The following is a 14,731-nucleotide window of genomic DNA, read 5'->3' as shown; positions in this document are numbered from 1 at the left end:
CCGAGGCGATCGCCCCTTGGGGATCAGTGCAGGTCCACCCGATCGGCGTTCATGACTTTGGTCCAGGCCGCCACGAAGTCCTTCACGAACTTGCCTTGCGAGTCCGCGCAGCCATAGACCTCGGCGAAGGCCCGAAGTTCGGCGTGCGAGCCGAAGATCAGGTCGACGCGCGAGGCCGTCCAGCGCGGCTGGCTGCTCTTGCGGTCATGGCCCGCGAAGGCGTTGACCGCCGTTGGGCTCCAGGTCGTGCCCATGCTGAGCAGATTTACGAAGAAGTCTGTGGTCAGCACGCCCGGACGGTCGGTGAGCACGCCGGCCTTGGAGCCGCCGGTGTTGGCGCCCAGCACCCGCAGGCCGCCGACCAGCACCGTCAGTTCCGGCGCCGACAGGCCCAGCAGCTGGGCTCGGTCGATCAGGGCTTCCTCGGGGGCCATGAACTGGGTCCCCTCGCGGCGATAGTTGCGGAAACCGTCGGACAACGGCTCCAGCGGCGCGAACGAGTCCGCGTCGGTCTGCTCGGCCGAGGCGTCCGTGCGGCCCGGCGAGAATGGGACCTCGACAGGCGTACCGGCGTCCTTGGCGGCCTTCTCGACCGCGGCCGAGCCCGCCAGCACGATCAGGTCGGCCAGAGAGACCTTCTTGCCGCCCGAGGCCGCGCCGTTGAAGTCCTTCTGGATCCCTTCCAGCGTCGACAGCACCTTGGCCAGGACCGGCGGGTCATTGACCGCCCAGTCCTTCTGTGGGGCCAGGCGGACGCGCGCGCCATTGGCGCCGCCGCGCTTGTCCGACTTGCGCCAGGTCGAGGCCGAGGCCCAGGCCGTCGACACCAGTTCCGAGACCGACAGGCCCGACGCCAGGATCTTGTCCTTCAGCGCCTTGACGTCGGTAGCGTCGACTAGCGGGTGGTCCACGGCCGGGACCGGGTCCTGCCAGATCAGCGTCTCTTGCGGGACCAGCGGACCCAGGTAGCGGCGCTTGTCGCCCATGTCGCGGTGGGTCAGCTTGAACCAGGCGTGGGCGAAGGCGTCGGCGAACTGGTCCGGGTTCTCGAGGAAGCGCCGCGAGATCTTCTCGTAGTCGGGGTCGAACCGCAGGGCCAGGTCCGTGGTCAGCATGCGCGGGCGCTGCTTCTTCGACGGATCAAAGGCGTTCGGGACGTCGGCCTCGGCGTTCTTGGCCTCCCACTGATGGGCGCCGCCGGGGCTCTTGGTCAGCTCCCACTCGAACTTGAAGAGGTTGTCGAAGAAGTGGTTGCTCCAACGGGTCGGCGTCTGGGTCCAGGTGACCTCCAGCCCCGACGTGATGGCGTCGGCGCCCAGGCCCGTGCCGTGCTTGCTGGCCCAGCCCAGGCCGCCGGCCTCGATCTGGCCGCCCTCGGGCTCGGGGCCGACGAACGAGGGGTCACCCGCGCCGTGGGTCTTGCCGAAGGTGTGGCCGCCGGCGATCAGGGCGACGGTTTCCTCGTCGTTCATCGCCATCCGGGCGAAGGTGCTGCGGATGTCGTGCGCCGCCGCCTTGGGATCGGGATTGCCGTTCGGGCCCTCCGGATTGACGTAGATCAGGCCCATCTGCACCGCGCCCAGGGCGGGATGCAGTTGCCGCTCGCCGCTGTAGCGCTCGTCGCCCAGCCACGAGCCCTCGGGGCCCCAGTACAGCTCTTCAGGTTCCCACTGGTCGGCGCGGCCGCCGCCGAAGCCGAAGGTCTTGAAGCCCATCGACTCCAGGGCGACGTTGCCGACCAGCACATAGAGGTCGGCCCAGGAGATCTTGCGCCCGTACTTCTGCTTGATCGGCCACAGCAGCCGGCGGGCCTTGTCCAGGTTGGCGTTGTCCGGCCAGCTGTTGAGCGGGGCGAAGCGTTGCTGCCCGCCGCCCGCGCCGCCGCGACCATCGCTGGTGCGATAGGTGCCGGCGCTGTGCCAGGCCAGGCGGATGAACAGGCCGCCGTAGTGGCCGAAGTCGGCCGGCCACCAGTCCTGCGAGTCCGTCATCAGGGCGTGCAGGTCGGCGACCACCGCATTCAGGTCGAGGGTCTTGAATTCCTCGGCATAGTCGAACGCCTCGCCCATGGGATTGGAACGCGGCGAGTGCTGATTGAGCCCTTCGAGGCGCAGATTCTCCGGCCACCAGTCCCGGTTGCTTCTGCCGCCGCGACCGCGCCCCATCGGGCATTGGCCCTGAACGCCGTCTTCGACTTTCGCATCCATCGTCGTCTTCCTCCGCTTTGGCTTTCCACCCAGCGCCGACCCCCGACGGCGCCCATGAGCGCGCCCGACGGGGTGTTGGTAAAATTGATTGTTCCTATCGCTCCGATAGACGGAGCCATGGCTGAGCCATGTTGGGCGATACGTGTAGGGCGCCAAGAGGCATGAACTGCCCCGTGTGGCGGCGCCGAGCGGCTCCTGGGGCGGGAAACGCCCCGACATGTTGCGTGGCCGCGCGAACCGGCCCGAACGTTCCGCTCGCCAGAATTCGCCATCCGCGAGGGCCCGTTGAAGCAGAACCGCGCCGAGATCGTCGCCTTCGTCGGCGGCCAGATCCTTCCGCACGAAGCCGACGTCCGCGCCTGGCTGCGCCGCTCCGGCAGTCCGCCCGCCGACATCGACGACGTGGTCCAGGAGACCTATTGCCGGCTGGCCGCGCTGGAGAGCATCGCCCACATCGCCAACGGGCGGGCCTACTTCTTCCGGACGGCCCGCAACATCGCGATCGAGAAAATTCGTCGCGCCCGCGTCGTTCGTATCGATTGCGTCACGGAAATCGACGCCCTGAACGTCGTAGATGAGGGACCCTCTCCCGAACGCGTGGTCGCCGGCCGCCGCGAGTTGGGGAGGGTGCAGCAGCTGATCGAGGGACTTCCCGAGCGGTGCCGACAGATCTTCACCCTGCGCCGGATCCACGGCCTGTCGCAGAAGGAGACCGCCGCGCGGCTGGGGGTCACCGAGAATGTGGTGGAGATGCAGTCGGCCCGGGGCTTGCGTTTAATCCTGCGGGCCTTATCGGAAGCGACGACGCAAGATCATCCGGCAGTCGGCGAGGCCCATGAGCTCCATTCCGTCCGCAAGCGAGATTGACGAGGAGGCGGCCGACTGGGCCGCCCGCGTCGACGCGCACGGGCTGGATGTCGAGCACGATCCCGATCTGCAGGCCTGGCTGAGCGGCGACGCGCGTCGGGCGGGGGCCTTCCTGCGGGCCCAGGCCGCGATCAGCTTCCTGGATCGGGGCCGCGCCCTGGCCAGCGCCGCCCCGCCCGTCGACGTCGCCGCCGCCAAGCGTCCCAGCCGCCGCGCTCTGATCGCGGGGACGGGCGGCGCGGTGGCGGCCGCGCTGATCGGCGGGTTCGGCGCCTGGAGCCTGCGGCCCCAGCGTCTCGACACCCGCCTGGGCGAGATCCGCCGGGTGCCGCTGGCCGACGGCTCGCTGGTGGCGATCAACACCAAGACCGCCCTGGACGTGACGATGAAGCCCAAGTCGCGGCGCATCGTCCTGCAGGAGGGCGAGGCTTGGTTCCAGGTCGCCAAGGATCCACGACGGCCGTTCACGGTGGCCGCTGGTCCGGTGCGGGTGCGCGCCGTGGGCACCGCCTTCTCGGTCCGCCGGGGCGACGAGGTAGGGACCGGTGTCGACGTGATGGTCACCGAGGGCGTGGTCGAGACCTGGATCGAGGGCGATCCGACCTCGCGGCGTCGACTGGCGGCCGGCGAGCGGGTGATCCTGGCCAGCACGGCCGCGCCCACGGTGGCGGAGTCGCCGTCCGAGATCGAGCGCAGCCTGGCTTGGCGCAATGGCGAGATCGCCCTGGACGGCGAAAGCCTGGAACAGGCCGCCAAGCTGTTCAATCGCTACAACAGCCGCCAGATCGTGATCGAGGATGAAGCCCTCGCGCGGGAGCGGTTCGTTGGCCTGTTCCAGACGAACGAGCCTGAAAGTTTCGCAGCCGCCGTGGCGGCGACCCTGGGCGCCGCCATCGATGGTGACGCGCGCACCATTCGGATTGCTCGCGCTCATGCCTCTTGAGCATTTGCGCCGAGAGTAGGCTGAAACTTCATTGAATGAATCCTGCTCAGCGCGGGATCGTGAGTAAATGTGCGGCTCCGGACCTGCCTATCGACCGGGCTATGACGTTCCCAGCTCAGTCAGTTCCTCCGATTTTTGATCTGTCGCCGTTTTTGAATTTTCTAGAGCGGCGGCTTTGAGCGGCGACATCTTTTGTCGAGACGTCCGATAGGGCGTGCGCGCATGCGAAACGGGCGCCCGATGTCGAAGCTGGCGCAAAAGCGGGCGTGTTGAGCCGTGATCGGATCAAGGACGCCCCCAGCCCCCGGAAAATCAGCGCCCACCCTTCGTGCTGTCAGGAGGCCACGTTTGGCTGGCCTCGGAACGATGGGGGATTGTCGATGCGTGAGGGGACGAACCGTTTCGCAAGGCGGGGGATGCTGCTGGCCGCCTCGGCCGCATGGGCGCTGGGCGCCGGCGCGGCCCTGGCCCAGGCGACGTTCAAGATCGAGGCCCAGCCGGCGGCGGCGGGCATTCGCCAGTTCGCGCGCCAGGCGGGGGTGCAGATTCTGGTGCAGTCCGAGGCGGCCGAAGGTAAGCGCACCGCGCCCGTGCGCGGCGCCCTGCCGGTCGACCGCGCCCTGCAGCAGTTGCTGAGCGGCACCGGCCTGACGGTGGTCTCCAACGACGGCAAGACGATCATCCTGGCCCCGCCGCGCACCGGCCTGATCCGCACCGGCTGGTCCGGCGCGGCCAGCGCGGTCTCTGCCCCGGCTCCGGAGCCGGCCCCGCCGCCCGAGCCCGAGACCAGCATCATCGAGGAAGTGATCGTCACCGGCACGCGCTCGACCTCACGCACGGTGACCGAGAGCATGGCGCCGATCGACGTCATCTCGGCGGCCGAACTGACCAAGAGCGGCAAGCAATCGACGCGCGACCTGATCTCGACCCTGGTGCCGTCGGCCAACACCTCCAACAGCGGCGCGGGCGCCAGCTTCGCGATCAAGACGGTGTCGCTGCGCGGGCTGTCGGCCGACCAGACCCTGGTGCTGGTCAACGGCAAGCGCCGGCACAACACCGCCATCCTGTTCGTCAACGGTACGACCCAGAACGGCCAGTCGCCGCCCGACCTGGACCTGATTCCGTCCAGCGCCATCGAGCGCATCGAGGTGCTGCGCGACGGCGCCTCGGCCCAGTACGGTTCGGACGCCCTGGCCGGCGTGATCAACGTCATCCTGAAGAAGAGCCCGGAAGGCGGCTCGATGACCGCGCTCTACGGCAAGACCGCCGAGGGCGACGGCGAGACCGGCCAGTTCGCGGGTAATCTGGGCATGAAGCTGGGCGAGGCCGGCTATCTGAACCTGACCGCCGACGTGCGGATCACCGATCCGACCGATCGGGGCGACAAGACGCTGAACACCACCCAGATGTACTTCCCGCTGAACGCCGCTGGTCAGCCGGTCCGGGTGGGCACGGCGGGCGCGACCCTGGACCCGCGCGAGGCCACCGCCAACCGCCACACCAGCCACCCGGGCTCGCCGCAGGTGCAGCTGTTCTCGCTGGGCTACAGCGCCGGCTCGCCGCTGGGCGACACCATCGACCTCTATTCGTTCGGCACCTTCTCCAGCCGCAACACCGCCGCCTGGCTGACCTTCCGCAACCCGAACGCCAGCAACAACATCACGGCGGTCTATCCTGATGGCTATACCCCGCGCCTGTTCCTCAAGGACCGCGACTTCCAGGTCTCGTTCGGCGCCAAGGGGACGGAACTGCTGGGCTTCGACTGGGACCTGTCGAGCAGCTTCAGCCGCGACGACGTCGACTACTACGAGAACTCGCTGAACGCCTCGATGGGCCCGTCCAGCCCCAGCTACTTCTACCTGGGCACGCTGAAGTTCCAGGAATGGACGTCGAACCTGGACCTGACGCGCGAGGTCGCGACCGGCGTCTTCGCCGATCCGCTGTTCGTGGCGCTGGGCGCTGAGTACCGCGACGACAAGTTCGAGATCGTGGCGGGCGAGCCGGCATCGTACATCAACGGCGGCTATGTCGCCCCGGCCGGCAGCCCGCAGGCCGGCGTCGTCTTCGCTGGCGGCTCGCAGGGCGTGACCGGCTTTCCGCCGTTCTCGGCCGGGTCGTTCTCGCGCGACAACATCTCGGCCTATGTGAACGTCGAGCAGAAGCTGACGCAGGCCTGGGAAGTCGCCGCCGCCGGTCGCTTCGAGCACTATTCGGACTTCGGCGACGCCAAGACCTTCAAGCTGTCCAGCCGCTACGCGATCACGCCCAAGCTGGCGATCCGCGGCACGGCCAGCACCGGCTTCCGCGCGCCGTCGCTGCAGCAGCAGCATTACGCCTCGTCCAGCACCATCGGCGTGATCGTGCCGCCGGCCACCACGACCCAGCTCTATCCGGTGCAACTGCTGCCGCCGGACAATCCGGCCGCCATCGCTCTGGGCGCCAAGCCGCTGCGTCCGGAGAAGTCGGTCAACTATTCGGTCGGCGTCGTTGCCGAGCCGCTGCCGCGCCTGCACGTCACCCTGGACGTCTATCAGATCAAGATCGACAACCGCATCCTGCAGAGCGGCACGCTGGGCCCCAACACGGCGGTCAGCACCGCCCTGGCCAGCCAGGGCCTGAACCCGCAGCAGGCGGCCTTCTACTACGGCAACTTCGCCGACACGAAGACCCAGGGCATCGACTTCGTGGCCGACTATCGGACCGACTTCGGCGACTTCGGCTCGGTGCGGTGGACGTTCTCGGCCAACCACACCAAGAACAAGTTCACCCGCGTCGTGCAGCCGCCGGCGGCCCTGGCGGCGGCGGGCATCGTCTATATCGACCGCGTGAAGATCGGCGACCTGACCGTCGGCACGCCGAAGGAGAAGTACATCCTGGGGGCCGACTGGACGCTCGGGAAGTTCGACACCAACCTGCGCCTGACCCGCTATGGCGAGGTCATCCAGCGCACCGCGCTGGCGGCCAACGACGAGACCGTCTCGCCGAAGCTGATCGTCGATCTCGACCTCAGCTACGCGGCGACCGACAACCTCACGGTCAGCGTCGGGGCCAACAATCTGCTGGACGCCTATCCCGACAGCGTTCGCGCCGCCAACCGCGGCACGCCCGCCTTCGCCTACTACAATCAGTACGCGCCGTACGGGATCAGCGGCGGCTTCTACTACGCCCGCGTCGCGGCGAAGTTCTAGGATGGCCCTGGCCGGTCCGGCAGCCCCCGGACCGGCCCTTTTTGCGAGTTGACGATGACCAAGAGCTCCAAGCGCGGCGTCAGCCGTCGCCGTCTGTTCTCGATCGGCGGCGGGGCGATCGCCGCCTCGGGCGTCGCGGCCCTGACGCCGCCCGGGGCCAAGGCCGACCAGCCGTTGGCCAATGACGCCCGCAACGTCACGGCCAGCGAAGGCACCAACATCTGCGCCACGGTTTCTCCCGATGGGAAGACCGTGGCGTTCGACGTCTACGCCATGCTGTGGCTGGTCCCAATCGAGGGCGGGCCGGCGCGGCGGCTGACGGACGAGATCTTCGAGATCGCCCAGCCCGACTGGTCGCCGGACGGCAAGACCATCGCCTTCCAGTCCTACCGCGACGGCAACTTCCACGTCTGGACGATCGGCGCGGACGGCAAAGGGCTGAAGCAACTGACGAAGGGTCCGTTCGACTGCCGCGAGCCGCGCTGGTCGCCGGATGGCAACACGATCGCCTTTTCGTCCGATCGCGGCGGTCGCTACGCGGTGCATCTGCTGGACGTCGCCAGCGGCGGGATCACCGCCTTCAGCGCAGGCCCCGGCGACGAGTTCGAGCCGTCGTGGGCGCCCGACGGCAAGAGCATCGTCTTCACCGTCGACAAGGTCCGGATCGAGATCCAGGGCCTGGATGGCGCGCGCCGGACCGTGGCCCAGGTCAAGGCCTCGGCCGACCGCTTCAACGCCGCCTCGCTGGCCAGCCCGGCCTTCACGCCGGACGGCCGCGACGTGATCTTCACCGCCATCGAGAACGGCAAGGCCGAGCTGCGCAACGCCGCCGGCGTGGCGGTCGGGGGCGAGGACGTCTTCCCGTTCCGCGTCTCGTGGCTGGCCTCGGGCGCGTTCGCCTATACGGCCGACGGCAAGATCAAGCTGCGTGGGCCGGGCGGCGAGGCCAAGGTGGTGGCCTTCACCGCGACCGTTCCAGTGCTGTCGCCGCGGTACGTCAAGAAGAGCCGCGACTTCCTGTCGGCCAAGACCCGACCGGTGGTCGGCATCGGCAGCCCGGCCCTGTCGCCGGACGGTCGCCAAGTGGTGTTCCGGGCGCTGAACGACCTCTATCTGCTCGACATCGGCGGTGGTCCCGCCAAACCGCTGATCAAGGACGGCTTCAGCAAGGTCGACCCGGCCTGGTCGCCGGACGGCAAGACCCTGGCCTATTCGACCGACAAGGGCGGCGCGCTGGACATCTGGCTGCGCGACATGGCCACCGGCGTCGGCCGCCAGCTCACGCATTTCGACGGCGCGGCGGTGTCCAGCGCCTGGTCGCGCGACGGCAAGTCGATCGCCTTCCTCAGCCAGAACGGCGGGCTGTTCGTGGCCGACGCCGCGACCGGCGAGACCCGCCGCGTCTATGGCGACCTTTGGGAACCGGGCAAGCCGACCTGGGGGCCGGGCGACAAGACCATCGCCTACGCCGCCTTCAAACCCTACTCGGCCCGCTTCCGTGAGGGGCTCAGCGAGATCCTGACCGTCGACCTCGCGAGCGGGAAGGGGACCTACGCCCCGATCCTGCCCGATCGTTCGCTGGGCACGCGTGGCGACGACGGACCGGCCTGGTCGCCGGACGGCAAGAGCCTGGCCTATGTTTTCGCCAGCCGCCTGCACCTGTCGCCGGTGGACGAGACCGGCAAGCTCCTGGGCCCGCCCAACGCGCTGAACGACGAGGTCACCGACGCCGTCAGTTGGAGCGGCGACGGCAAGAGCCTGATCTATGTTTCGGCCGGTCAGCTGAAGCTGATCGCCGCGTCCGGCGGGGCGCCCAGGACCGTGCCGCACGGCCTGACCTGGGCCAATGTCCGGCCCAAGGGGCGGATGGTGGTTCGCGCGGCCAGTCTCTGGGACGGCAAGTCGCCGGAACTCCGCAAGAACGTCGACGTGATGATCTCCGACGGCCGCATCGCCGGCGTCGCCCCGCGCGGCGCGGTGGCGGCCGACGTCAAGGTGATCGACGCGCCGACCGGCACGGTGATGCCCGGCCTGATCGACATGCACACCCACCGCCAGATGCAGGGTTACGGCTACGGCGACCGGGAAGGGCGGCTCTGGCTGTCGCTGGGTGTGACCACCACCCGCTCGCCCGGCGGCCCGGCCTATCATACGGTCGAGGACCAGGAGGCGATCGAGTCCGGCAAGCGGGTTGGCCCGCGCTACTACGCTACCGGCGAGGCGATCGACGGCTCGCGGATCTTCTATAACTTCATGCGGCCGGTCACCGAACCGGGCCAGATGGCGCTGGAGCTGCGGCGGGCCGAGGCGCTGTCCTACGACCTGATCAAGACCTACGTCCGGCTGTCGGGCGAGCGCCAGAAAGAAGTCATCGCCTGGGCCCACGCCAAGGGGCTGCCGCTGACCTCGCACTATCACTATCCGGCCCTGGGCCTGGGCATGGACGGCATGGAGCACCTGGGGGCGACCAGTCGCACGGGCTATTCGCGCACGGTCAGCGCCCTGGGGAACATCTACCAGGACGTCAACGCCGCCTTCGTGACCAGCAAGGCCGCGCGGACGCCGACCCTGTTTACCTCCACGGCCCTGCTGGGCGACGACCGTTCGCTGGTCGACGACGTCCGGATCAAGGCGCTGTATCCGCCGTGGGAATATGCGCGCCTGCTGGAGCGGGCCAAGCAGATGGCCGGCATGGACCGCACCACGATCCTGGCCTCGCTGTCGCGCAACGTCGCCGAGGTGGCGCGCACCGTCCGGGCGGGCGGCCGCATCACCACGGGCACGGACTCGCCCATCGACTTCAACGCCGTCAGCCTGCACATGAACCTGCGGGCCATGACCCGATATGGCATGACGCCTTACGAGGCCCTGGTCACCGCCACTAGCGCCTCGGCCGAGTACTTGGACGAGCCGTTGGGTTCGATCGCGACGGGCAACTACGCCGACTTGGTGTGGGTCGACGGCGATCCTCTGGCCCGCGTCGAGGACGCCGCCAAGGTCGTGACGGTCGTCAAGCATGGCGAGGTCTACAGCGTCGACGACCTGATCGGGCCCTTCGCGGATCACGCCCAGCACGCGACCGTGGGGAGTCAACGGCGCTTCGTCTGCGAGGCCTCGGCCGAATACTGGTGGCACGAGCCCGACTTCCTGGCCGACGCCCGCGCCTCGTGCTGCGACGGCGCGTGCGGCCTCGGCTCGACCTTCAGTCTGCGGGTCTAGTCGGCGGAGGCGATCGCCTGGCCGAAATGCTCGGCTAGGCGCGGGCCGTCGACGCCTAGCAGGACCCGCGTCGGCGAGTCTCCGGCGGCCCAGGCGGTCTGGCCCGCCCGTTCGCCTTCCGTAGTCACCGCTACCGGGGCGAAGCGGGGCGAGAACAGCTCGGGCGCGGTCAGGCTGACCAGAGCGGCGACGTCGTGCAGCACGCAGCCGTCCAGGCCCTCGTGACGCGCATAGGCGGCCGCGTAGCCGCGCGTGACCTCCAGGGCGAAGCGTCCCGCGTCGCCGCCGTCCCGGGCTAGGTCGTGGGCCGCCGTGTCGGTCAGCACGCAGGCCATGGTGGCGTCCAGCGGAACCAGGGTGACCGGCCAGGACGCGGCCAGCACCTCGGCGGCGGCCTCGGGATCGTTGTGGATGTTGGCCTCTGCGTAGGGCGTGACGTTCCCGCGCCCGAAGGCGCCGCCCATGATCGTCACCCCGGCGACCAGGCCGGCGATGTCCGGGGCTGCGCGCAGGGCCAGGGCCAGGTTGCTCAGCGGGCCGATCGCCACCAGGGTCACGGCGCCGGGATAGGCGCGGACCAGCTCGACGATCCGGTCGTGGGCCGCGCCCGCGTCTGGCGGCGGTAGGTCGCGGCCGGAAAGGTCGATGTCGCCCAGGCCGTTCTCGCCGTGCACATGCACCGGCGCGCGACCCCGGGGGCGGCTCAGCGGCGCCGCCGCGCCCGGGTGGACGGGCGCCGACAGCCCCAGCCGCGCGCGCAGCCACAGGGCGTTGCGGGTGGTGGTCTCGACGTCGGCGTTGCCAAACACCGTGGTGATCGCCAGCAGCTTCAGGTCGAGGCGGGCGCGCAGATAGAGCAGGGCCAGGGCGTCGTCGACGCCGGGATCGGTGTCCAGGATCACCAGCCGGGGCGCAACGCTCATCCGTAGACCGCGCGGCAGACGGCTTCGCACTTGGCCAGGTCGAAGACGCCATCGGTGCGTACGCCCGACTCCATGTCGATCCAGTAGAGCGCGCCCGCTGGCGCGGCGATACGGGCCAGGATGTCGCCGACCGTGTCGGGGGCGATGCCGCCGGAGTAGCCGCCGAACGGGCCGTCGGCGGCGGGCGGCGCGGGCCAGCGATCCGGGCGGACGCCGGTTCCGAACGAGACGTCGAACAGCCAGTCTACGCCGGCCTCGGCCGGGAAGTCGCCCTGGCTTTGCAGCACCGTGCGCACGCCCAGGCGGCGGCCATAGGCGCGCGTGGCGGCCACCTGGGCGGCGTCGCTGCCCTGGAAGCCGTGATTGACCTGCACGCGCTGGACGCCGGCGGGGGCAAGGGGCGCGGTCATCGGGTCGGCGACGATCGTCCGGGCCGCCGCGCCGCAGACATGGGCGGCCCAGCGCAGCTCGCGCGAGGCTAGCAGGGCGGCGCGGGTCGGGGCATCCGGGAACAACGCCTTGTCCTCCTGCGCCGGGTCGACCAGCACGCCCCACTCGATCGGATAACGGTCCGAAAGCCTTTGCATGCCGGGCAGCAGGTCGAGACGATCGACGCCGGTGAAGGCGATGAAACAGGGGGGCTGCATGGCGCGATCCGATAAAGAAATCTCCTTGCAAACTAGCAAGTGAAACGTTTCAGTCAAGTGAGGTAGGCAAGGAGGTCTTCGCATGGTGGCGGTGGTAGTCGCGGGCTTCGCGACGCTCGACTACGTGGCGCGGGTCGAGGGTGACTTCACGGGGCGCGGCACGCTCTTGATGCGCCAGGGCGCGGCGGACGCTTGGCCCCGGGCCGGCGGCGCGGCGCTGTTCGCCGGCGCGGCCCTGGCGGGCGCTGGCGTCGGCGCCGCGCCCCTGACCTGGATCGGCGACGACGGGGACGGCGAAGCCTATCGCGACGCCTGCCGCCAGGTGGGGGTCTCGCTGGAAGGCGTGGCGACCATGCCCGATGCGCCCTCGACCCGCTGCCTGCTGATCTACAACGCGGACGGAACCTATGGCTGCCTGCTGCGGCCCGGACCCGTCGCGCTGACCGAAGGCCAGAAGCGCTTGGCGGCGAAGGCGTCCTGGCTTGCGATCGCCGCCGGTCCGCCTGGGATCCTGAGCCGCCTGTTGGACACGGTCTCGCCCGCCACTCGCCTGGCCTGGATCGCCAAGGATGACCCGGCCTGTTTTCCGCCGGACCTCGTGGCGCGGCTGGCGCGGCGAGCGGACGTGGTGTTCTGCAACGCCGGCGAACGCGCTTGGCTGGAGGCCGGACGCGAGGACCCCGCCTCGGCCGGTCAGTTGCTGTTCGAGACACGCGGCGCGGAGGGCGTGCGGGTCGAGGCGGCGGGAGAGGCGTTCGCGCTGCCGGTCGCCACCCTTACCGTCGACGACGCCACCGGCGCGGGCGACACCTTCGCGGGCGCGGCTCTGGCGGTGCTGGTCGGTGGCGGCTCGTCCCGCGCGGCGGCGCAGGCCGGCATCGCGGCGGCGGGCGCGCTGCTGGCGGGGAGGCGATGACCGACCGGCGGCTCACGGACGTTGCATGCGCCTGCTCGCCGCCTGCCGGGCCTGGCCAGATCGCTGTCAGGCGGACGCGGCGGCGCCGGCGGCCTCGCGGATCGCCGACGCGATTTCGTCTTCGCTGCGTCCCCCGTTGATGGCGATGCGTCCGCCGAAGACGAAGTGAGGAACGGACCTGACCCCGGCCGCCGTCGATCGGACGGCCTCCTGCTCGACGCGTCGGTATTGTTCGGGATCGAGCGCTATGGCGCGGGCTTCTTCGCGTTCGAACCCATGGGCCATGGCGATGTCCGCGAGCACATCGGCGTCCGAGATGTTCCTGGCTTCCAGAAAATGGGCGTCGGTGATCGCGACCGCCAGCCGGTGCTGCGTACCGCGTGCTCGCGCCGCGAGGATGAGCCCGTGCGCCGCCTGCGTCCTGTAGGTCCAGGGCTGGCGGCTAAGGTCGAGGTCAAGGCCGGACGCCCTTGCTTCCGCCTCGGGCCGGGCGAACGACGCCTTCGGATCCGTCACGCCGTAGCGCGCGCGGAGAAGGTCGGGAATGTAGAGGCCTTCCGCTGGCGCATCGGGGAGCAGAAGCACTGGATGTTGGCGGATATCCACGTCCAGATCAGGGAAGCGTTCCGCCAGGACCCTGTCGAGACGGTGATGCCCAATGATGCACCAGGGACAGGTGATCTCGGTGTAAAGATCGATCCGCAGCATGATCTGATTGCTCTGCTTCGCCCGCCGTTAGGCGGCCTTTTCCAGGACCGAGCGAACCTGGGCTTCGGTGGCGGCGATAGCGGCCTTGGCTGCCTCGGGCCCGAAGACGGTGCCTTCCACGCGGATGATTTCGACGTCCGTCAGGCCGATGAAGCCCAAGAGGTGGCGTAGATTGCCGGTCTGGAAATCAAAGGGCGCCCAGTCGCCCTCCGAAAAGACCCCGCCCGCAGCGGTGACGAGATAGACCTTCTTGCCGGTCAGCGACCCCTGCGGCCCGCCGGCTTCGCCATAACCGAAGGTCACTCCCGGCCAGGTGATATGATCGAACCAGGCCTTGAGCTGCGAGGACAGGCCGAAATTGATCATGCCCGAACCCAAGACGATCACGTCGGCGGCCTTCACCTCATCGACGAGCTCCTGGGCGAGGGCGACCGCCTTGACCTGCTCGGGCGTGCGCGCCTCGGGGGGCGTGACGCGGCCGTGAATGTAGGCCTGCGCGATATGCGGCGGCGGGTTGGCCGCGAGATCGCGGGTCACAAGGGCGGCGTCCAAGCGAGCCTTGAGGCCTTCGGCGATCTCGGTCGCGAAACGGGTGGACAGGCTTTCTGCGCCACGCGGGCTGGACGTCACGAGGAGGATGCTGGTCATGATTGCTCCGATGGGAACAGGGCGGTAAATTCTTGTTACCAGCGCTATTAAAGTGACTGCCCAGTCGCTCGCAAGAAGGCACTCCGATGACCCTTAGTGACATTGATTTTCCTACCCCCGGCGAAGGTGACGACTGCCGGGTGGTTCGGGAAATCCTTGATCTCATCGGCGACAAGTGGACCCTGTACATCATCGCGACGCTCAAGGACGGGCCCGTGCGGTTCAATGAACTGCGGCGTCGGATCGACGGCATTTCACAACGGATGCTGACGATTAACCTGCGCGGACTGGAACGCGACGGGCTGGTGAAGCGCACCTTGTTTCCCACTATTCCGCCGCGCGTCGACTACGAGCTGACGGATGTAGGGCGGACGCTTCTCGCGCCCGTCATGGCGCTGGTGACGTGGGCGAACAACAACCAGGAGAACATCAAAGGCGCCCGCGTCCGATACGACGCCGGCTAGT

The 14,731-nt window shown here is 69.1% G+C and carries 11 protein-coding genes; 6 read left to right on the top strand and 5 right to left on the bottom strand.

What is annotated here, in order from left to right:
- Window positions 1–23: 23 nt before the first annotated feature.
- Complete coding sequence (gene katG, locus MZV50_RS18685; protein WP_436792185.1) at window positions 24–2,207, bottom strand: catalase/peroxidase HPI; 2,184 nt, start codon at window positions 2,205–2,207, stop codon at window positions 24–26.
- A gap of 285 nt (window positions 2,208–2,492) precedes the next feature.
- On the opposite strand from katG, the gene MZV50_RS18680 reads away from it, so the two are divergent.
- The 4 genes from MZV50_RS18680 to MZV50_RS18665 all read left to right on the top strand — a co-directional run bounded on the left by MZV50_RS18680 (window position 2,493) and on the right by MZV50_RS18665 (window position 10,424).
- A complete protein-coding gene (locus MZV50_RS18680) occupies window positions 2,493–3,074 on the top strand; it encodes an RNA polymerase sigma factor (protein WP_252630789.1) in 582 nt (193 codons plus the stop codon).
- Entirely contained in the window at window positions 3,043–4,017 is a 975-nt protein-coding gene (locus MZV50_RS18675) for a FecR family protein (protein ID WP_252630788.1), read from the top strand. The genes MZV50_RS18680 and MZV50_RS18675 overlap by 32 nt, the downstream gene beginning before the upstream one ends.
- Window positions 4,018–4,433: 416 nt before the next feature.
- Complete coding sequence (locus tag MZV50_RS18670) at window positions 4,434–7,205, top strand: TonB-dependent receptor (RefSeq protein WP_252630787.1); 2,772 nt, start codon at window positions 4,434–4,436, stop codon at window positions 7,203–7,205.
- Window positions 7,206–7,259: 54 nt separating this feature from the next.
- The gene (locus tag MZV50_RS18665; protein WP_252630786.1) at window positions 7,260–10,424 is read left to right on the top strand and encodes an amidohydrolase family protein; all 3,165 of its coding nucleotides are present in this window, start codon (window positions 7,260–7,262) and stop codon (window positions 10,422–10,424) included.
- On the opposite strand, the gene MZV50_RS18660 is transcribed toward MZV50_RS18665, so the two are convergent.
- Window positions 10,421–11,347 (bottom strand): nucleoside hydrolase, encoded by a 927-nt coding sequence (locus MZV50_RS18660; RefSeq protein WP_252630785.1) that lies wholly within the window; start codon window positions 11,345–11,347, stop codon window positions 10,421–10,423. The two genes, MZV50_RS18665 and MZV50_RS18660, sit on opposite strands and share 4 nt — an antisense overlap.
- Window positions 11,344–11,994, bottom strand: coding sequence for a phosphoribosylanthranilate isomerase (locus MZV50_RS18655; protein ID WP_252630784.1), 651 nt, complete (start codon window positions 11,992–11,994; stop codon window positions 11,344–11,346). The genes MZV50_RS18660 and MZV50_RS18655 overlap by 4 nt, the downstream gene beginning before the upstream one ends.
- A gap of 82 nt (window positions 11,995–12,076) precedes the next feature.
- Here MZV50_RS18655 and MZV50_RS18650 point away from each other — a divergent pair, with 82 nt between their 5' ends.
- On the top strand, window positions 12,077–12,910 hold the full coding sequence (locus MZV50_RS18650) for a carbohydrate kinase family protein (protein ID WP_252630783.1): 834 nt from the start codon (window positions 12,077–12,079) through the stop codon (window positions 12,908–12,910).
- 66 nt (window positions 12,911–12,976) lie between these two features.
- Here MZV50_RS18650 and MZV50_RS18645 read toward each other — a convergent pair whose 3' ends face one another.
- Window positions 12,977–13,618, bottom strand: coding sequence for a DsbA family oxidoreductase (locus MZV50_RS18645; RefSeq protein WP_252630782.1), 642 nt, complete (start codon window positions 13,616–13,618; stop codon window positions 12,977–12,979).
- A 27-nt stretch (window positions 13,619–13,645) separates the two neighbouring features.
- A complete protein-coding gene (locus tag MZV50_RS18640; RefSeq protein ID WP_252630781.1) occupies window positions 13,646–14,266 on the bottom strand; it encodes an FMN-dependent NADH-azoreductase in 621 nt (206 codons plus the stop codon).
- Between the two features lie 86 nt (window positions 14,267–14,352).
- Between MZV50_RS18640 and MZV50_RS18635 the strand changes: the two genes are divergently transcribed.
- Window positions 14,353–14,730 (top strand): winged helix-turn-helix transcriptional regulator, encoded by a 378-nt coding sequence (locus MZV50_RS18635; protein ID WP_252630780.1) that lies wholly within the window; start codon window positions 14,353–14,355, stop codon window positions 14,728–14,730.
- Window position 14,731: the final 1 nt, after the last annotated feature.

It is taken from the genome of Caulobacter segnis, from assembly GCF_023935105.1.
GTDB classification, from domain to species: domain Bacteria; phylum Pseudomonadota; class Alphaproteobacteria; order Caulobacterales; family Caulobacteraceae; genus Caulobacter; species Caulobacter segnis_B.
The sequence above is the reverse complement of the archived record's forward strand: the minus strand, read 5'-3'. Positions and strand labels throughout refer to the sequence as shown.

Excerpts from the sequence above, each read along its gene's own strand:
- MZV50_RS18670 (WP_252630787.1), top strand. The coding sequence starts at position 4,434 with ATGCTGCTGGCCGCCTCGGCCGCATGGGCGCTGGGCGCCGGCGCGGCC.
- MZV50_RS18645 (WP_252630782.1), bottom strand. The coding sequence starts at position 13,618 with ATGCTGCGGATCGATCTTTACACCGAGATCACCTGTCCCTGGTGCATC.
- katG (WP_436792185.1), bottom strand. The coding sequence starts at position 2,207 with ATGGATGCGAAAGTCGAAGACGGCGTTCAGGGCCAATGCCCGATGGGG.
- MZV50_RS18635 (WP_252630780.1), top strand. The coding sequence starts at position 14,353 with ATGACCCTTAGTGACATTGATTTTCCTACCCCCGGCGAAGGTGACGAC.
- MZV50_RS18675 (WP_252630788.1), top strand. The coding sequence starts at position 3,043 with ATGAGCTCCATTCCGTCCGCAAGCGAGATTGACGAGGAGGCGGCCGAC.
- MZV50_RS18660 (WP_252630785.1), bottom strand. The coding sequence starts at position 11,347 with ATGAGCGTTGCGCCCCGGCTGGTGATCCTGGACACCGATCCCGGCGTC.
- MZV50_RS18655 (WP_252630784.1), bottom strand. The coding sequence starts at position 11,994 with ATGCAGCCCCCCTGTTTCATCGCCTTCACCGGCGTCGATCGTCTCGAC.
- MZV50_RS18640 (WP_252630781.1), bottom strand. The coding sequence starts at position 14,266 with ATGACCAGCATCCTCCTCGTGACGTCCAGCCCGCGTGGCGCAGAAAGC.
- MZV50_RS18650 (WP_252630783.1), top strand. The coding sequence starts at position 12,077 with ATGGTGGCGGTGGTAGTCGCGGGCTTCGCGACGCTCGACTACGTGGCG.
- MZV50_RS18665 (WP_252630786.1), top strand. The coding sequence starts at position 7,260 with ATGACCAAGAGCTCCAAGCGCGGCGTCAGCCGTCGCCGTCTGTTCTCG.